18 protein-coding genes are annotated in these 16,743 nt (G+C 73.5%); 10 read left to right on the top strand and 8 right to left on the bottom strand.

Going from position 1 to position 16,743, the window contains the following annotated elements; translation table 11 throughout:
* Positions 1-89 precede the first annotated feature (89 nt).
* A complete protein-coding gene (locus ABH931_RS31150) occupies positions 90-1,013 on the top strand; it encodes an NADP-dependent oxidoreductase (RefSeq protein WP_370120692.1) in 924 nt (307 codons plus the stop codon).
* A gap of 39 nt (positions 1,014-1,052) precedes the next feature.
* Here the strand turns inward: ABH931_RS31150 and ABH931_RS31145 are convergent, their stop codons facing one another.
* Both ABH931_RS31145 and ABH931_RS31140 read right to left on the bottom strand, forming a co-directional pair.
* A complete protein-coding gene (locus ABH931_RS31145; RefSeq protein ID WP_370120689.1) occupies positions 1,053-1,217 on the bottom strand; it encodes a hypothetical protein in 165 nt (54 codons plus the stop codon).
* Between the two features lie 35 nt (positions 1,218-1,252).
* Complete coding sequence (locus ABH931_RS31140; protein ID WP_370120686.1) at positions 1,253-1,720, bottom strand: hypothetical protein; 468 nt, start codon at positions 1,718-1,720, stop codon at positions 1,253-1,255.
* Positions 1,721-1,858: 138 nt separating this feature from the next.
* On the opposite strand from ABH931_RS31140, the gene ABH931_RS31135 reads away from it, so the two are divergent.
* Positions 1,859-2,194, top strand: a complete 336-nt coding sequence (locus ABH931_RS31135; RefSeq protein ID WP_370120683.1) for a hypothetical protein — start codon at positions 1,859-1,861, stop codon at positions 2,192-2,194.
* A gap of 148 nt (positions 2,195-2,342) precedes the next feature.
* Here the strand turns inward: ABH931_RS31135 and ABH931_RS31130 are convergent, their stop codons facing one another.
* Positions 2,343-3,275 (bottom strand): TIGR03619 family F420-dependent LLM class oxidoreductase, encoded by a 933-nt coding sequence (locus ABH931_RS31130; protein WP_370120681.1) that lies wholly within the window; start codon positions 3,273-3,275, stop codon positions 2,343-2,345.
* A gap of 343 nt (positions 3,276-3,618) precedes the next feature.
* Between ABH931_RS31130 and ABH931_RS31125 the strand changes: the two genes are divergently transcribed.
* Entirely contained in the window at positions 3,619-5,658 is a 2,040-nt protein-coding gene (locus tag ABH931_RS31125; protein ID WP_370120678.1) for a hypothetical protein, read from the top strand.
* A gap of 55 nt (positions 5,659-5,713) precedes the next feature.
* On the opposite strand, the gene ABH931_RS31120 is transcribed toward ABH931_RS31125, so the two are convergent.
* Together ABH931_RS31120 and ABH931_RS31115 are read right to left on the bottom strand one after the other, a co-directional pair.
* Positions 5,714-6,331: a DUF2306 domain-containing protein gene (locus ABH931_RS31120; protein WP_370120675.1), complete on the bottom strand. Its 618-nt coding sequence runs from the start codon at positions 6,329-6,331 to the stop codon at positions 5,714-5,716.
* Between the two features lie 181 nt (positions 6,332-6,512).
* On the bottom strand, positions 6,513-7,025 hold the full coding sequence (locus tag ABH931_RS31115; RefSeq protein ID WP_370120673.1) for an Lrp/AsnC family transcriptional regulator: 513 nt from the start codon (positions 7,023-7,025) through the stop codon (positions 6,513-6,515).
* A 173-nt stretch (positions 7,026-7,198) separates the two neighbouring features.
* Between ABH931_RS31115 and ABH931_RS31110 the strand changes: the two genes are divergently transcribed.
* The 3 genes from ABH931_RS31110 to fahA are packed head-to-tail and all read left to right on the top strand — an operon-like array spanning position 7,199 to position 10,593.
* Entirely contained in the window at positions 7,199-8,455 is a 1,257-nt protein-coding gene (locus tag ABH931_RS31110) for a homogentisate 1,2-dioxygenase (protein WP_370120670.1), read from the top strand.
* Positions 8,452-9,339 carry a hypothetical protein gene (locus ABH931_RS31105; protein WP_370120667.1) on the top strand — a complete coding sequence of 296 codons (888 nt, stop codon included), beginning with the start codon at positions 8,452-8,454 and terminating at the stop codon, positions 9,337-9,339. The genes ABH931_RS31110 and ABH931_RS31105 overlap by 4 nt, the downstream gene beginning before the upstream one ends.
* Positions 9,340-9,375: 36 nt before the next feature.
* Positions 9,376-10,593 (top strand): fumarylacetoacetase, encoded by a 1,218-nt coding sequence (fahA, locus tag ABH931_RS31100; RefSeq protein WP_370120664.1) that lies wholly within the window; start codon positions 9,376-9,378, stop codon positions 10,591-10,593.
* Positions 10,594-10,647: 54 nt separating this feature from the next.
* On the opposite strand, the gene ABH931_RS31095 is transcribed toward fahA, so the two are convergent.
* Complete coding sequence (locus ABH931_RS31095) at positions 10,648-10,791, bottom strand: hypothetical protein (RefSeq protein WP_370120661.1); 144 nt, start codon at positions 10,789-10,791, stop codon at positions 10,648-10,650.
* Between the two features lie 136 nt (positions 10,792-10,927).
* Between ABH931_RS31095 and ABH931_RS31090 the strand changes: the two genes are divergently transcribed.
* On the top strand, positions 10,928-11,821 hold the full coding sequence (locus ABH931_RS31090; RefSeq protein WP_370120658.1) for a DUF1254 domain-containing protein: 894 nt from the start codon (positions 10,928-10,930) through the stop codon (positions 11,819-11,821).
* 186 nt (positions 11,822-12,007) lie between these two features.
* On the opposite strand, the gene ABH931_RS31085 is transcribed toward ABH931_RS31090, so the two are convergent.
* Entirely contained in the window at positions 12,008-13,174 is a 1,167-nt protein-coding gene (locus tag ABH931_RS31085) for an alpha-hydroxy-acid oxidizing protein (protein WP_370120655.1), read from the bottom strand.
* A 77-nt stretch (positions 13,175-13,251) separates the two neighbouring features.
* Here ABH931_RS31085 and ABH931_RS31080 point away from each other — a divergent pair, with 77 nt between their 5' ends.
* The 3 genes from ABH931_RS31080 (at position 13,252) to ABH931_RS31070 (ending at position 15,979) form a co-directional block, all read left to right on the top strand.
* Positions 13,252-14,154 carry a helix-turn-helix domain-containing protein gene (locus ABH931_RS31080; protein WP_370120652.1) on the top strand — a complete coding sequence of 301 codons (903 nt, stop codon included), beginning with the start codon at positions 13,252-13,254 and terminating at the stop codon, positions 14,152-14,154.
* The gene (locus ABH931_RS31075) at positions 14,151-14,573 is read left to right on the top strand and encodes a VOC family protein (protein ID WP_370120649.1); all 423 of its coding nucleotides are present in this window, start codon (positions 14,151-14,153) and stop codon (positions 14,571-14,573) included. The genes ABH931_RS31080 and ABH931_RS31075 overlap by 4 nt, the downstream gene beginning before the upstream one ends.
* Positions 14,574-14,671: 98 nt before the next feature.
* Entirely contained in the window at positions 14,672-15,979 is a 1,308-nt protein-coding gene (locus ABH931_RS31070) for a radical SAM protein (RefSeq protein ID WP_370120646.1), read from the top strand.
* A 5-nt stretch (positions 15,980-15,984) separates the two neighbouring features.
* Here ABH931_RS31070 and ABH931_RS31065 read toward each other — a convergent pair whose 3' ends face one another.
* On the bottom strand, positions 15,985-16,734 hold the full coding sequence (locus ABH931_RS31065) for an aminoacyl-tRNA hydrolase (RefSeq protein WP_370120643.1): 750 nt from the start codon (positions 16,732-16,734) through the stop codon (positions 15,985-15,987).
* Between the last annotated feature and the right edge of the window lie 9 nt (positions 16,735-16,743).

Below are 16,743 nucleotides of genomic sequence, written 5' to 3'. Positions count from 1 at the left end.
TCCGGCGCGGATGCCCCGGGGCGCCGTGCGGGGGAGGATCGGGCGGGGACGGCCGGTCCGGCCGTCGTACGACGGAAGCGGGGAGCCTGATGAAGGCCGTCACCATCGATGCGTACGGCGAGACGCCGCGGTTGACCGAACAACCCCTGCCCAAGGTCGGACCGGACTCGGTGCTGGTGCGGGTTCGCGCGGCCGGGGTGAACCCGGTGGACTGGAGGGTCGCGGAGGGAGCGGTCGATCCGCTGCTCAACGTGTACTTCCCGCTGACCATGGGCTGGGACGTCGCCGGGGTCGTGGTGGGGGTCGGGGTCGCCGTCACCGAGTTCGCCGTCGGCGACGAGGTGGTCGCCTACAACCGGCAGGACTTCGCACAGTTCGGCACCTGGGCCGAGTTCACCGCGGTGCCCCTGCGGGCACTCGCGCCGAAGTCGGCCGGCATGAGCTGGGAGGAGGCCGGTGGACTGCCGCTGGCGGGGTTGACGGCGTATCAGGCGCTCGCCGCGGCCGGTGTGAACGGCGGTGGCACCGTGCTGGTCCACGCCGCGGGCGGCGGGGTGGGCGGGTTCGCGACGCAGATCGCGGCCTCGCGAGGGGCCCGGGTGCTCGGGACGACCTCGCGGACGGAGAGCTTTCCGTTCCTGCGCGAGCTGGGCGCGGAGCCGGTGCTCAGTGGGGACGGGCTGGCCGAGCGGGTCCGCGAGCTGGCACCCGAGGGCGTGGACGCCGCGCTGGACTTCCTGGGCGGCGGTTCCGTCCTGGCTTCCGCCGAGGTGGTGCGCGACCCGCACCGGATCGTCTCCGTCGTCGACGGATCGGTGAAGGAGATCGGCGGGCAGTACGTGTGGGTGCACCCCTCCGGTCCCGACCTGCGGGCGCTGAACGCCCTGGCGGAGGCGGGCTCGCTGCGCGTGCACGTCGAGCGGAGCTTCCCGCTGGCGGAGGCCGCCGCGGCGGTCGAGCTCAGTCGCAGCGGCCGCGTCCGCGGCAAGATCGTGCTGACCGGGCCCGGCTGAGGGCGCCCCGGCAAGGGACCGCCGGGCTGTGAGCCGCCGCTACCGCTGCTCGGCGGGCCCGGGGACGGCGCAGCCGTGCGGGCCGCAGACCGGCGCGTCGGCGTCGGTACCGGGAAGCCCCGGGAACTGCAGCAGTCGCAGCAGCGGTGCGGGCGCTGCGGCTGCCTCGTCGCGGCCCTGGGCGGTGTTCGCGGTGTCGCTCATACCCGGGTCAACCGCGTGCGCGCCGCGGCCATTCCTCAGTGGCCCAGCGTGGAGCCCGGGCGGACGATCATGATGATGGTCACCGCCGCCCAGAGCAGGTTGAAGATGCCCGTGTACATCGCCAGCTGCTTGGTGTCCTTGACGCCGACCTCCCGGCCGCGCGGGCCATGGCCCGCCAGCAGTTCGGCCTGGCGCGGCAGCACCAGCGCGGCGAGCAGGATCGCGGCGACGGCCGTCAGCGCGATCGAGACGATCACCCAGGTCTGGCCGGTGACCTTCATCACCCCGGCCGCGGCGAAGCCGAACATGGGGACGGCCAGGCCGACCAGGGCGTAGACCTTGCAGATCCGGTTCAGCAGGCCGAGCGAGGCGGTGTCGCCGACGTTGTCCGGCGCAGCCAGGACCTTGCGGGCCACCGGCGGGAACATGCTCGCGGCGATCGCGACCGGACCGATCGCCACGATCACGGCGAGGATGTGCAGGATCAGGAAGAGCTTCGTCACGGCGACGAGTCTAGGCAGACGCCCCCGCGGCCCCCGCGGCAGGGTTGGCAGGCGGCTCGGCAGCAGGGCCGGCGAGGACGATCAGCCGGTCCGGATCGGGGAAGGCCAGGAACCCGGCCCAGCGAATATCGTGACCGCATGGATCCCATGGACAAGGTGACGGTGGAACAGCGCCTCGCAGCGATCGAGGAGAAGCTGGACCTGGTACTGGCCAGGCTCGGGATGGACGGCGGGCCGGTGGACGCGATGCCGGTCCTGCCGGGGACGGGGACGGGGACGGGGATGGGGGCGGGGGCTGCGGCGCCGGTGCTTCCGGTGGATGCGGATGGCGAGATCCTGGAGCTGGTCCGGCGCGGGAGGAAGATCCAGGCGATCAAGGTCTACCGGGAACGGACCCGCGTCGGACTGCGCGAGGCGAAGGACGTGATCGACCGGCTGGCGGAGGAGGAGCGCCTGCGCTCCGGCCGACGCTGACCTCCACGACCTCCACGACCTCCACGACCTCCACGACCTCCACGACCTCCACGACCTCCACGACCTCCACGACCGCGCCACGGCCACCGCCCACCGCCCCGCGCCTGCGGATCGGCAGGCGGGCCAGCCAGGCGTCGCGCGTCGGGCGTCAGGCGCCGGCCGCGCGCGTCGCCGCGTGGAAGGAGGCCGCCAGGTCGATCAGCTCCTGCGCGTCCCGGGCGCTGCCCTGGAGGTCGAGCAGGAGTTCGTCCATGCCCGCCTCGGCGGCGGCGACCACGTCGGCCACGATCTGCTCGTGCGAGCCGGTGAACTGCGTCCGCCCCTCCTCCGGGAGGGCCCGCGCGGTGATGCTCACGTTCGCGCGGCCGATCATCTCCAGCGCTGAGGCGTCGCGGCCGTAACCCTCGGCGGCCTCGCGGATGCCCGACCAGACGGACCGCAGCCTGTCGAAGGGCACCTGCACCGGCAGCCAGCCGTCGGCGCGGCGGGCCAGGCGGTCGAGCGCGGGACGCCCGGACGCGGCGAGCAGCACCGGGATCGGGCGGGCCGGCTTCGGGCCGACCTCGGACTCGGCTATGACGGTGCGCTTGCCCTCGTAGGCGACCGGGTTCGGGCCCCAGACGGCGGCCAGGACGTCCAGCAGCTCCTCCAGTTGCGCCCCGCGCTCGGCGAAGGGGGCGACGGCGGAGGCCGCGTACTCGTCGTGGGACCAGCCGATGCCGAGGCCGGCCAGCACCCGGCCGCCGGTGGCGGCGTCGAGGGTGGCCAGCTGCTTGGCGAGCTGGAACGGCACGTGCAGCGGCGCGACCAGGACGCTGCTGCCCAGGCGCACGCGCTCGGTGACGGCGCCGGCCGTGGCCAGCGTCATCAGCGGCTCGGCGACGGACCGGTAGAACTCCGGCCAGGGCAGGCCGGGCACCCCGTACAGACCCTGGACCGGGTTCTCGGGGACGAGCAGCCGCTCGAAGACCCACAGGCTGTCGAAGCCGATCTCCTCCGCGGCGCGCGCCACCGAGACGACGTCCCTGCCGGGCGCGTACTGGCGGAACTGGGGCAGGCTGAGGCCGAGGCGCAAGGTCATGACGATCCCCTCCGAAGGTCGTGGCGCGAGGCTGCGGGTCCGGCGCCGTGCGGGCGCGCACCGCCCCGTCCCCACCCCGGGGAAACGCATCCATGATCAAGCGTCATTCCCGGCCGGGGGAGTCGAAATTCGGTCGGAACGCCCGAAGCGGGCCGAACCCGGGTGGTCGCCGACGAGGCGGGGGACGGGCGCGGGACGCTCGCCGAACGCTCGGTGAACAGTGGACCAGACCACTCCCGGACACCGCGCCCATCAGCCAGGATCACGGCCGACCGCGCTCCGAGCGCCCGAGTCCCGAACCGTCCCGACACGCCTTCGCGAACCGCTTCCGGAAGGACCCGCCATGTCACGTCGTCGCACCGCGACGATCGCCGCCACCGGTGTCGTCTGCTTCACCGCCGGCGCTCTGCTCCTCGTCCAGCCCGCCGTCGCCGGCGCCGAGGCGCAGCCCGCCCACCACCACGAGTTCTCCGGCTACTCCGTCGGGACACCCACGGTCGACAAGGTCAAGGGCGGCCCCTGGACCCTGGCCCAGGGCGACCTGACGTCCGGTCCGTCCTACGGCCTGAGCCTGCCGACGTTCACCGCCGGAGGTGCCGGCACCGTCACCGTCGGCGGCGTCACCTACCCGAACCTGGCCGTCGACCCGGCCGCCTCCGGCGCCGTCCCGGCGGCCAGTGGCGTCACCGGTACGCCCGGCCCGCTGGACGGCTACTGCTCCAGCGGCGGCCCGACCCCGGAGACCGGCGCGGTCGTCCGCCAGCCCGCGCACACCACGCTGCCGATGCAGCCGTACTACTTCCCGTTCGTCACCAGCTCCGACGGTGGCGACAAGCTGACGGGCCTGTTCGACTACCGTCCCAAGGACGGCGACGAGGCCGTCGTCTCCGCCGTGTCGCACAACCACGGCCGCACCTGGACGTACACCGGCGAGGCGCTGGAGCAGAACCAGGGCCTGTGCCCGAACGGCAACACCAACGACGACGGCCAGGGCCACGCCTTCACGCTCACGGTGGACGGCCAGGAGTTCCTGTACACACTCAGCCGCCCGAGTGGCGACAACCCGGGTGTGAACCTGATCGTCCACCAGCTGCACCCGAAGGGCGACAACCCGCTCGCGGGCCTGCCCTCCGCGGAGTCGGTCGGCCAGGGCGGCAGCACGACCGCGACCGCCGCGGTCTCCGTCCCGGCCGGTCCGGCCGGCGCCGGCGTCACCGTCGCCGTGGGCAACACCGCGAACTTCGAGCAGCCGGGTCACTTCTCGGTCGACGGCCACACCGTCGACTGCAACGACAACAACGCGACCGCGACCGTGTTCACCGGCTGCACCACGCGTGACGGCGCCGGCGTGCAGATCAACGCGGGTGACGCGATCACCGCCGACTCGGTCATCCCGGCCGGTGCGGGCCAGACCTCCGGCCTGATCTCGCCGGACGGCATCATCAGCACCGTCCCGCACCTCGCGGGCGCCCCGCGCGGCAGCGTCGGCGTGCTGTACACCGAGAAGATCCTCAACTACTACACCCCGACCACGACCACCGCGGCCGTCACGCTCCCCGCCGCGAGCATCCCGGTCGGCGGCACGTCCGCGCTGCCGCTGACCAACGGTCAGGTCACCGTCAGCCTGGGCACCGCGGCCGGCATCGTCCAGGTCACCTGCTCCGGCGAGGACGCCACCGACCTGACCGGCTGCACCGGCGGCACCGGTTCCGTCGCCAAGGGCAGCGACGTGGGCGCGCCCGGCGCGGCCGTGGCCTCCTACGCGACGCTGTCGCAGATCGGCGAGGGCAAGAACAAGCCCAAGACGCTCTTCGGCAACAACGAGGACTACTCGGTCGTCCGCGCCGCCTACACCACCGACGGCACGCACTTCACCGACCTCGGCCAGGTCAACGGCCTGAACGACCCGAACTCCAACAGCAACGACACCCTGCGTTGGGTCGGCTCGCGCGGCACGGTCGTCAGGAACCCCGACGGCACCCTCGGCCTCTTCCTCTCCGGCGCGTACGCCTCGGACGGTGACAGCGACGCGTTCAACCAGATCTTCTACGCGTCCTCGCGTGACGGTGTGAACTGGTCCGCGCCGCAGAAGCTGATCGGCACCGACTACACCTTCTCCGCGCTGCACGACCTGGACGCGGACGGCGGCTCGCTGGACGTCTCGGGCTACTACTCGGGCCGCGTCTACGACCCGACGGTCGTCCAGAACGACAACGGCTCGCTGACCATGCTGTTCGCGGGCTACTCCACCCCGAAGCCGCTGCCGACCGTCGGCTCGACCTACGGCACGGACCCCTCCGCGCTGTACACGGTCGGTGCCGCCCAGGCCGCCGAGTACCGCACGATCCTGTCGGTCACGCTCCGTCCGACCTGGAACGACTGACCCGCCGTGCTGTTCCCTGGGGGCGCCGGGTTCTGCCCGGCGCCCCCAGGCGCGTTCAGCGGTCGTGTGCGCGGTCGTGCGCACTGCCGTGCGCACGACCGCGCGGGCGGGTGAACCACCAGGCGAGGATCAGGTTGGGAAGCCAGCTGAGCCAGGCCACCGCCTGGTAGGAGGCACGGAAGTCGAGGTGGAGCGCGCCGGCCACGCCGAGCATCAGCCGCAGCATGACGGCGGCGAAGGTCAGGGCGAAGCTGCGCAACATCCAGCGGCGGTGGTCGGCCACCCGTCGTCGCAGGATCATCCGCAGGCCGATCGCGCCGGTCACCAGCCAGGCGACCGCCAGCGCGGCGAATCCGAGCCCCGCGACCGGGCCTCCGTAGGCGATCGGCGCGAGCAGCAGGGCGCCGATCCCGGCGACGAGGCAGCCCAGCAGGTAGGCGACGCCGAGGCGGCGGTGCAGGCGCGGCCGTCGGCGGCGCAGACGGCCGGAGAACTGCCACGGTCCCGTCGCCATGGCCACCACCGCGCCGGAGATGTGGACGGCGAGGGGGAGCTCGTGCCGCAGGTAGACGGCTCGCTGGCGGCTGAAGAACACCGCCGGATCGAGGGTGAGGTACCGGGCGGCGTAGGCGACGGCCAGCACCGACAGCAGCGTGGTGACCAGCCAGCCCACCCGAGTCGGTGGTCGCAACGCGCGCCGACGCGGGCCGCGAGCGGGCGGTTCCGGGCGGCGGAGAGCCCCGTCCGAGGGGGCCGATAACTCGTTTCGCATGCGGAAAGCCTTGCGCGGACGCCGCCGCGGCTCGATCCGGTGGGCCTCAGTCGTGAGGGTGGGGATCTCCCCACCCCCGGCCTCAGGGCTCCCGCGTGGGCACCCGCGTGGGGCGCGGGCGCTCCTCCGCCTCCAGCAGCGGGAGGTAGCGCGGGGCGACCACCTTGGACAGGGCGATGACGCTGGTGGAGCGGGCCACGAAGGGGATGCGGCTGATCTCGATCAGCGTCTGCTGCAGGCCCTCGTGGGAGGTCGCCGCGACCCGGCAGTGGACGTCGCTGGAGCCGGTCGTGCCGTAGGCCTCCAGCACACCGGGGACCTTGGCCAGCTCGACGGAGAGCTCCTCCAGGCTGCCCTGCGAGATCTCCAGGTTCACGAAGGCCAGCACCGGGAAGCCGGCCGCCGCCAGATCCACGTCCGGGCCGTGGCCGGTGATCACGCCGTCGGCCTCCAGGCGCTGGATGCGGGCCTGGACCGTGGCCCGGGAGACGCCGGTCAGGCGTGACAGCTCCAGGAACCCGGCACGCGGATGCTCCGCCAGCGCGCGGATCAGCAGCACGTCCAGCTGGTCGGGCTTTCTGCGCTGAGCTTCCATCTCGCCGCCTCTCCTCGGGGATCAAGCTTGGCAGATTGCACAGCTCGATCGCGGGACATTGTCAGCGAGCGAAGCTAGGCCCTGTACTGCTGATCGTCAATACTGGTCCTGTCAGGGCGTCGGGCAGGTTCCGTCCGGACGCCGAGGGCACAGCAGCCCGGGAGGCGACGAAGGTGGCCTACTACCGCAGTGTGGGCTCGATCCCGCCGAAGCGGCACACGCAGCACCGAGCTGCGGACGGTTCGCTCTACTACGAGGAGCTGATGGGCGAGGAGGGCTTCTCCTCCGACTCCTCGCTGCTCTACCACCGGGCCATCCCCTCGGCGATGGTGGACAGTCGCGTCTGGCGGGTCGACGACGGCAAGCCGGAGGCCAACCACCCCCTCAAGCCGTTCCACTTCAAGCTGCACGAGCTCTTCCCCGGCGCCTCCTGGCGCCAGGCCGACCCGGTCCGCGACCGGCGTGTCGTGCTGTCCAACGCGGACGTGCGGATCGCCTACGTCGCCGCCGGACTGCCCTCCCCCCTCTACCGCAACGGGATAGGGGACGAGTGCGTCTACGTCGAGTCCGGCACGGGCGTCGTCGAGACGGTCTTCGGCACCATCGAGGTCGGGCAGGGCGACTACGTCGTCATCCCGCGCGCCACCACGCACCGCTGGCTGCCGACCGGTGACGCGCCGCTGCGGCTGTACGCCATCGAGGCGAACAGCCACATCACGCCCGCCAAGCGCTACCTGTCCAAGTTCGGGCAGCTGCTGGAGCACGCGCCGTTCTGCGAGCGCGACCTGCGCGGCCCCGTGGGCCCGCTGCTGGTCGAGACCGAGACAGATCATGACGGTGAGGGCGGCGGCGACGTCGAGGTCTACGTCAAGCACCGCGTCGGCGGCTCGGTCGGCGGCACCGTCATGGTGATGCCGACCCACCCCTTCGACGTCGTGGGCTGGGACGGCTGCCTCTACCCCTACGCCTTCAACATCGCCGACTACGAGCCGATCACCGGCCGGATCCACCAGCCGCCGCCGGCACACCAGGTGTTCGAGGGCAACAACTTCGTCATCTGCAACTTCGTGCCGCGCAAGGTGGACTACCACCCGCTGTCGATCCCGGTGCCGTACTACCACGCCAACGTCGACAGCGACGAGGTCATGTTCTACTGCGGCGGCAACTACGAGGCCCGCAAGGGTTCGGGTATCGGCCAGGGCAGCGTCTCGCTGCACCCCGGCGGCCACACCCACGGTCCGCAGCCGGGCGCCTACGAGCGCAGCATCGGCGCCGAGTTCTTCGACGAACTCGCCGTCATGGTCGACACCTTCCGCCCGCTGGAGCTCGCCGAGGGCGCGCGGGCCACCGACGACGGCCGGTATGCCTGGAGCTGGAGCGGCCGCGGACCGGCCGAGTCCGGTGGGACGAGCGGGGAGGAGCAGCGGTGAGGCCCGCGCACCTGGTCCCGCCGCTCTTCGCCGGCTTCTGCGACGACGCCGCGCTGTTCCCGCCCGGCAACGCGCCGGTCGCCGACGCGGTGCCGGCCCACCGGGCCCACCGTCGCGCCTGGTACGCGCCGCTGGTCGGCCCGTTCCTGGTCGGCGCCGACCGGATCGCCGAGGTCGGTGCCGCCGCCGAGCGGACGGGCGGCACGGACCTGCCGCTCGACGTCGCACTCGTGGTGCGCAGCGGCCCGGCGGCCCTCGCCGCCGCACTGGACGAGACCGCCAAGTGGCCCGGCCTGCACCTGGTCGGCGTCGAGCTCGGCCCCGACGCCGAGGGCACCCCGGCCGAGGCCGCGGCCCGCGGCTGCGCCGCGCTGGACCGCGAGCTGCCGGGGCAGCACATCCACGCGGCGGTCGAGCTGCGCCGTGACGCGGGCGGCGTGAGGGGGCTGGAGCTGGTCCTGGACGTCCTCGCGGCCTCGCCCTACCGGGCCAAGTACCGGACCGGGGGCCTGGAACCGCAGGCGTTCCCGGACGCGGACGAGCTGGCCTCCTTCATCACCGGCTGCGCGAGCCGGGAGCTGGCGTTCAAGTGCACGGCGGGCCTCCACCACGCCGTCCGGCACATCGACCCCGCCACCGGCTTCACCCATCACGGCTTTCTCAACATCCTGCTGGCCACGCACTTCGCGGTGCAGGGCGCGGACGGCGTCGCCGTCGCCGAGGTCCTGGTGGACCACGGCGCGGAGGGGCTCGCGGCCGTGGCAGCGGACCTGACCGACGATCAGGTCGAGCGCGCGCGCCGGGCGTTCACCGCGTACGGGACGTGCAGCCTGCTGGAGCCGCTGGAGGACCTGACCGACCTCGGCCTGCTGCCGCCCGCCTGACCCACTCGCGTACCACCGAACGTTGATGGAGCATCCGTGACCTGGCTGGACCTGCCCGCCGACACCCTTTTCGGCATCGACAACCTCCCCTACGGGGTGTTCTCCACCGCCGAGGACCCGCAGCGGCGGCGGCTCGGCGTGGCTGTCGGGGACTGGGTGCTCGACGCGGGCGCGGCGGCCCGCGCCGTCGGCTCGCCCGACCCGCTGCTGGAGGCGCCGAGCCTGGACCCGTTGCTGGCCGCCGGGCGCCCGGCCTGGACGCGGGTCCGCGAGGCGCTGACGCGCTGGCTGAGCGAGCCCGCGTTCCGGGCGGTCGTCGAGCCGTGCCTGGTCCCGCGCGAGGGCATCGTCCTGCACCTGCCGTTCACGGTCGGCGACTACGTCGACTTCTACGCCTCCGAGCACCACGCGACCAACCTGGGCCGCCTCTTCCGCCCCGGCACCGAGCCGCTCACCCCCAACTGGAAGCACCTGCCGATCGGTTACCACGGCCGCAGCGGCACCGTCGTCGTCTCCGGTACGCCGGTGGTCCGCCCGAACGGCCAGCGCAAGGCGCCGACGGACGCGGTGCCGGGCTTCGGGCCGAGCCGCCGCCTGGACATCGAGGCGGAGGTCGGCTTCGTCGTCGGCGCCGGTTCGGAGTTGGGCTCGCCGGTGGCCCAGGGGGACTTCGCCGAGCACGTCTTCGGCGTCTGCCTGGTCAACGACTGGTCCGCGCGCGACATCCAGGCCTGGGAGTACGTGCCGCTCGGCCCGTTCCTCGGCAAGTCCTTCGCCACCTCGCTCTCCCCGTGGATCGTTCCGCTGGACGCGCTCGGCGCGGCGCGGGTCGCGCCCCCGGCGCGGGACGTCGAGCCGCTGCCGTACCTGGACGACCGCGACGCGAAGGAGCCGTGGGGTCTCGACCTCGCCCTGGAGGTCCGCGTCAACGGGACGCTGATCTCGCGTCCGCCGTTCGCGGGCATGTACTGGACGGCGGCGCAGCAGCTCGCCCACATGACGGTCAACGGAGCGAGCGTCCGCCCCGGGGACCTGTTCGCCTCGGGCACGGTCAGCGGTCCCGAGCGCGGCACCGAGGGCGCGCTGATCGAGCTCACCTGGAACGGCGAACGCCCGGTCACCCTGGACGACGGCACGACGCGGTCCTTCCTGGAGGACGGCGACGAGGTCACCATCACCGCGACCGCGCCCGGCCGCGCCGGCGGCCGCATCGGCTTCGGCGAGGTCACGGGCCGCGTCCTGCCCGCGCGCTGACGACGGGACGACGGGACCGGCGGCCCCCCGAGCGGGCGGCCGCCGGTCCTCGGCCTACTTGGCGACCCGGCTCAGCTTCACCGTGGCGGTCTTGTTCACGGTCACCGCGCTGCCGTAGTCGGAGTCCGTCGCGCTCGCCTGCGCCTGGACCTGGACGGCCCCGCCGCTGAACGGCGTGGCGCCCGTCGGGACGGCCACGGCGGACCAGTCCCGGCGGGCCCGTCCGGGGTGTGGCGCGCCCCTCGGGCGGGCCGCCCGGGTGGCGTCCCGGGCCGGTGTCGCGCACTCTCGGAGGACGGGTCGTCGAGCTCGCGGCCCCATGCGAGGAGGCGCCATGGCATTCCCGCCCGTCGAGGAGATCCGCCGGACCGCCGCGGAGGGCTGGATCTGGGGTTTCGCCCTGCTGCAGAACTACCACGTGCTCTACGGCCAGGTCGTCGACGGCGGAGCGCCCTTCGGGGCGTTCCAGTTCGTGGGGGCGCCCGCCGGGCCGGAGGGGCCGCCGTCGGCGTGGGCGTGGCTGGATCTGCGGGCGGAGCCGTGGGTGCTGACGGTGCCCGCGACGGAGCGGCCCTACGTCGTCGCCGTGCACGACCTCGACACCAGCTATGTGGGATTCGTCGGCTCGGGCAGCACCGCGGGGCAGGCGGGCCACCACCTGATCGCCGCCCCGGGCTGGCAGGGGCGGGTCCCGGACGGGATCGCCGCGGTGCTGCGGGCCGACACCTCGCTGGTGGGGCTGACCGGGCGCACCGCGCCCGTGGAGGCGGGGACGGAGACCGTGTTCGCCGCCTTCCGCAACGGCTTCGGGCTGCGGCCGCTCAGTGACTACCTCGGGCGCGGCGCGCCCGACGCCGCGCCGGAGCCCGCCTGGCCGGTCTGGCGGGAGGAGTACCTCGACACCATCGAGTTCTTCGCCGTGCTCGACTTCCTGCTCGGCTTCTGCCCCGTCCTGCCGATGGAGGCGGTGCTGCGCGAGCGACTCGCCGCGATCGGCGTCGGCGTCAAGCCCGGAGAGTTCGAGCCGGGCGACCTGCACGCCGGGGCGGAGCTCGCCATCGAGCACGGGATCGCCGACGCGCGCGAGCGCCTGGCCCAGGCCCGCACCGCCCACCGTCCGGGGGAGGCCCTGGTCGGCACCCGCGAGGAGCTCGGCGCCGACCACCTCTCCCGCGCCCTCGGCGCGGCCATCGGCCTGCACACGCTGCCCGGCTACGCCTGGTTCTGAGCGGTGCCGCCGCCCGTTCGCGACCTGAGTGCGCGCTGACGGCGGGTCATCCTCCCACGTGCGAGGATGACCCGCCGTCAGCGCGCGGGCGTCCCAAGCCGCCGTCCACCCCCGTGACGACGGAACGCGAGCCGCAACCAGGCAACGTGGGTGCGGCGCGAAGGATTCCCGTTCGGGGCGCGGCTTTCACACGCGCCGCAGCGCGCCCTCCCGGCGCAGGTCCGCGAGGGTCGGGTAGCCGTCGACGGCCATGATCAGATCCGCCTCCGCGAGCAGCGTCCGCAGCACGTGGACGACGCCGTCCGTGCCGCCCAGGGCCAGGCCGTAGGCGTAGGGGCGGCCGACGCCGACCGCCGTCGCACCCAGGGCCAGGGCCTTGACCACGTCCGCGCCGGAGCGGACGCCCGAGTCGAACAGGACCGGCAGGCCGTCCGCCGCCTCGACCACGCCGGGCAGGCAGTGCAGCGCGGGCAGACCGCCGTTGGCCTGGCGGCCGCCGTGGTTGGAGCAGTACAGGGCGTCGACGCCCGCGTCCTTCGCGCGGCGGGCGTCCTCGGGGTGGCTGATGCCCTTGAGGATCAGCGGCAGCCGGGTGAGCGAGCGCAGCCACTCCAGGTCGTCCCAGGTCAGCGGGTTGCCGAACAGCTGGGTCCAGGTCAGGACCGCGCTGGTCGGGTCCTCCTCGGGCGTCTTGGCCAGCCGGGAGCGGAAGACCGGGTCGGAGAAGTAGTTGGCCAGGCAGTGGCCGCGCAGCTGCGGGAAGTTGCCGGTGGCCAGGTCCCGCGGGCGCCAGCCGGTCACCCAGGTGTCGAGGGTGACCACGATCCCGGCGTAGCCGGACGCCTCGGCCCGTTGGACCAGGCTCGCCGCCAGCTCGCGGTCGGTGGGCGTGTAGAGCTGGAAGAAGCCGGGGGTGTCGCCGGACTCCTTGGCCACCTCCTCCATCGGGTCGACCGTCAGCGTGGAGGCGACCATCGGCACGCCCGTGCGCGCCGCGGCCCGGGCGGTGGCCATGTCGCCGTGACCGTCCTGGGCACACAGTCCGATCACGCCGACCGGGGCCATGAACAGCGGTGTGGGCAGCCGCAGCCCGAACAGGTCCACGCCGAGGTCGCGCTGCGTCGCCCCGACGAGCATGCGCGGCACCAGGCCCCAGGCGTCGAACGCGGCGACGTTCGCGTCCTGGGTCCGCTCGTCCCCGGCGCCACCGGCGACGTAGGACCAGACGTTCGGCGGCAGCGCGGCCTCGGCGCGCCGCGCCAGCTCGGCGAAGTCCATGGGGAACGCCGGGAGGCGGCCGAAGAGGCCGTTGAAGTAGATCTCGTTCTGGTAGTCGCCGAACTGCTGGCTCATCGTGTCGATCGCCTCCTGGCCGCGGTTGTCGCGGACAGCCTCTCCCGAGTGACGGGCCCCGGCAAGGACGCGAGAATGTGAGCGTGGAGAGCGGCGTGGTGCCCGTTGTCGTCGACGAGGCCGTGCGGGGCGCACCGGCGCCCGCGTTGCGCGGCCTGGTGGGCTGGTACTCCGGCTACCGGCAGCGCGGTGTCGCCCCGACGCGGCACCGAGGGCTGCCCTCGCCCTACCTGACGCTGATCCTCACCCTGGACGAGCCGCTCACCGTCGCCGCCCACCCGGACCGCCGTGACGCGCCCGGCGACTACGTCACCCTGCTCGGCGGCCTGCACACGGCGCCCGCGCTGATCGAGGTGCCCGGACGGCAGTCCGGCGTGCAGGTGGCCCTCGGGCCGCTCGGCGCCCGGGCCCTGCTCGGTCTCCCGGCGGGCGGCCTGGCCGGGATCGACGTGCACGCCGAGGACGTGCTGGGCGCGGAGGCGCGGTACGCCCAGGAGCGGCTGCGGGAGGCGGCGGACTGGCCGGGCCGGTTCGCGGTGCTGGACGCCTGGCTGCTGGGCCGGCTGCGGGAGGCCGGGCCGCCGCCGGAGGTGTGCGAGGCGTGGCGGCTCGTGCTGGCCTCCCGGGGGCTGATCCGGGTGGCGACGCTGGCCGGCGAGGTGGGCTGGAGCGAACGGCACCTGCGGAGCAGGTTCCTGGCCGAGACCGGGCTGACGCCGAAGGCCGCCGCCAGGGTCGTGCGCTTCGACCTCGCCCGGCGTCACCTGGCCACCCGCCCGGACTCGCCGGACCTGGCGGGCCTCGCGGCCGACCACGGCTACGCCGACCAGTCCCACTTGGACCGCGAGTTCACCGCCCTGGCCGGCTGCGCGCCGAGCGCGTGGCTCGCCGAGGAGTTCCGAAACATCCAAGCCGGCCACCACCCTCCGGGCCGAGGCTGGGAGAGGCAACAGACGTCGAGCGAGGAGCAGCCGCCATGACCACCGAATCCGTCCGGAGGACCCCGCCCGCGGCGCAGGTCTGGCCGACCCTGCGGGCCAGGGACGCCCGCGCGCTGATCAGGTTCCTCGTCGATGCCTTCGGCTTCGAGGAGACCGTGGTGTACGGCGAGGGCGACACCGTCGAGCACGCGCAGCTGTCCTGGCCGGAGGGCGGCGGCATCATGCTGGGTTCCGTCCGCGAGACCGACGGGCAGGACCTGTGGCCGCTTCGTCCCGGCAGCTTCGGCGCGTACGTCGTCACCGCCGACCCGGACGCGGTCCACGCCCGGGCGAAGGCGGCGGGCGCGGAGATCACCACCGGGCTGCACGAGACCGACTACGGCTCCCGGGACTTCGCCGCCCGCGACCCCGAAGGCAACCGCTGGTCCTTCGGCACGTATCCCGGGGAGCCGCGCTGAGGCCCGCCGGTGCCCGGGCTGTCCGGCGACGGTCTGTCCGACGACGGGTCTAGGCTCGGTCTCGACGTGCACGTCCTGTTTTCCACGGAGGGCTGGGTATGCAGAGCCAGGAACAGAGCCGTACAGCGCTCGTCGAGGAGCTGATGGAGCGCTACCCCGAGGTCCCGCGCGAGGCGGTGATCAAGGAGGACCTGCTGCGCGGCGGCATGGCCTTCGACGAGTCCGCGCTCAGCGGTGGGGGTGACGTCAAGCCGAAGTCGTACTTCATCTTCTCCTTCGACCACCGCACGCTGCCGGAGCTCGGCGCCGCCGCGCTGAACCGGCCGCCGGAGGAGATCGTGCTGACCGGTGGCCCGTACGGGCTGCGCCGCACGGTGGTGTCGGTGCGGGTCAACCCGTCCTCGCCGTACCGGGTGGGCGCCGACGAGGAGGGGACGCTCGGCCTCTACCTCGACGGCGCGCGGATCGCGGACGTGGGCGTGCCGCCGATGCCGGACTACTACCGGCACACCCTGGCCAACGGCAAGTCGGTGATGGAGGTCGCGCCCACGATCCAGTGGGGCTACCTGATCTACCTGACGGTGTTCCGCGTCTGCCAGTACTTCGGCGCCAAGGAGGAGTGCCAGTACTGCGACATCAACCACAACTGGCGCCAGCACAAGGCCGCTGGCCGCCCCTACACCGGGGTCAAACCGGTCGAGGAGGTGCTGGAGGCGCTGGAGCTGATCGACCGTCACGACACGGCCGGAACGTCCAAGGCCTACACGCTGACCGGCGGCGCGATCACCTCGCACATCGGGGGCAAGGACGAGGCGGACTTCTACGGCCAGTACGCCAAGGCCATCGAGGAGCGCTTTCCCGGGCGTTGGATCGGCAAGGTCGTCGCGCAGGCGCTGCCGCGCGACGACGTGCAGCGGTTCCGCGACTACGGGGTGCAGATCTACCACCCCAACTTCGAGGTGTGGGACAAGCGGCTGTTCGAGCTGTACTGCCCCGGCAAGGAGCGCTACATCGGCCGGGAGGAGTGGCACCGCCGCATCCTCGACTCGGCCGAGGTCTTCGGCCCCTCCCACGTGATCCCCAACTTCGTGGCGGGCGTGGAGATGGCGGAGCCGTTCGGCTTCACGACGGTGGACGAGGCCATCGCCTCCACCCACGAGGGCCTGCGGTTCTTCATGTCCCACGGCATCGTGCCGCGCTTCACCACCTGGTGCCCCGAGCCCACCACCCCGTTGGGCAAGGCCAATCCGGGCGGAGCGCCGCTGGAGTACCACATCCGGCTGCTGCGGACCTACCGGGCGACGCTGGAGGAGTTCGGCCTCTCCTCGCCGCCCGGCTACGGCCCGCCCGGTCCGGGCAAGGCCGTGTTCTCGGTCAGCTCCTTCATGGACTCCCTGCCGGGCTGAACCCCCTACCGGCGCAGCGCGGGGTGGTCGGCCACGACGGTGCAGGAGCCCGGCGCGATCTCCGTGAACCCCGCGTCGCGCACGAGCGGGAGACCTGAGCCGGTCAGGGCCGGCCAGGCGGCGGCCGCTGCGGTGCGGACGGCGAGCGGGAAGCCGTCCGCACGCCAGGCCGCGCGGGCGGCCTCGGGCAGCGCCCACCAGGCGAGCTGCGCCGCGTGGCCGACCTGGGCCATCGACTTGCCCGTCGACATCTCCAGCTCCGGGTTGAGCCAGAGCACCGGGGTGCCCGGGTCGGCCGGGGCGGGCGGCGTCTCGTCGGTGAGCTCCGTGCCGGAGACCTGGAGCTTGGCCAGCTCCTTGGGCCAGCCGTCCAGCGGGATCGGCGGGAAGACCCGCACCTCGGCGCTCTTGCCGGTGGTGGTCAGGCCCGGCAGCTCGGACGCCTTGCGCCACTCGCCGCCGCGCGCCCGTCGGACCACCTTGCGGATCCGGGCGTCCTCCCAGGCGGCGACGGCCGCCGCCCACTCGCCCTCCGGCTCGGTCACGCGCTCGTCGCCGAGGAAGCGCAGCACGGCCCGCGCGGCGGTCTCCAGCGCGTCGGTGTGGCCGGGCGGCTCGGCGCGCTCGACGCGGACGACCAGCGGCAGCACGTACTGCGGCGCGCTGTCGCGGTCGTCCGCGCGGTCGGCGAAGGGCGTGGCGGGGGAGGTGCGGTCGGCGGTGGGACGGTCGGGGGTGGAGGGGTCGCTGGTCACCGGTCCAGT

The sequence above is a fragment of the Streptacidiphilus sp. MAP12-33 genome (genome assembly GCF_041261265.1).
In the GTDB taxonomy this organism is placed as follows: Bacteria; Actinomycetota; Actinomycetes; order Streptomycetales; family Streptomycetaceae; genus Streptacidiphilus.
Note: the sequence above shows the minus strand (reverse complement) of the source record. Positions and strands in the feature narration are given on the sequence as shown.

Coding starts and splice junctions, on each gene's coding strand:
- ABH931_RS31130 (WP_370120681.1), bottom strand. CDS start 3,275: ATGACCTTGCGCCTCGGCCTCAGCCTGCCCCAGTTCCGCCAGTACGCG.
- ABH931_RS31075 (WP_370120649.1), top strand. CDS start 14,151: ATGACCACCGAATCCGTCCGGAGGACCCCGCCCGCGGCGCAGGTCTGG.
- ABH931_RS31135 (WP_370120683.1), top strand. CDS start 1,859: ATGGATCCCATGGACAAGGTGACGGTGGAACAGCGCCTCGCAGCGATC.
- ABH931_RS31125 (WP_370120678.1), top strand. CDS start 3,619: ATGTCACGTCGTCGCACCGCGACGATCGCCGCCACCGGTGTCGTCTGC.
- ABH931_RS31145 (WP_370120689.1), bottom strand. CDS start 1,217: ATGAGCGACACCGCGAACACCGCCCAGGGCCGCGACGAGGCAGCCGCA.
- ABH931_RS31115 (WP_370120673.1), bottom strand. CDS start 7,025: ATGGAAGCTCAGCGCAGAAAGCCCGACCAGCTGGACGTGCTGCTGATC.
- ABH931_RS31085 (WP_370120655.1), bottom strand. CDS start 13,174: ATGAGCCAGCAGTTCGGCGACTACCAGAACGAGATCTACTTCAACGGC.
- ABH931_RS31150 (WP_370120692.1), top strand. CDS start 90: ATGAAGGCCGTCACCATCGATGCGTACGGCGAGACGCCGCGGTTGACC.
- ABH931_RS31090 (WP_370120658.1), top strand. CDS start 10,928: ATGGCATTCCCGCCCGTCGAGGAGATCCGCCGGACCGCCGCGGAGGGC.
- ABH931_RS31070 (WP_370120646.1), top strand. CDS start 14,672: ATGCAGAGCCAGGAACAGAGCCGTACAGCGCTCGTCGAGGAGCTGATG.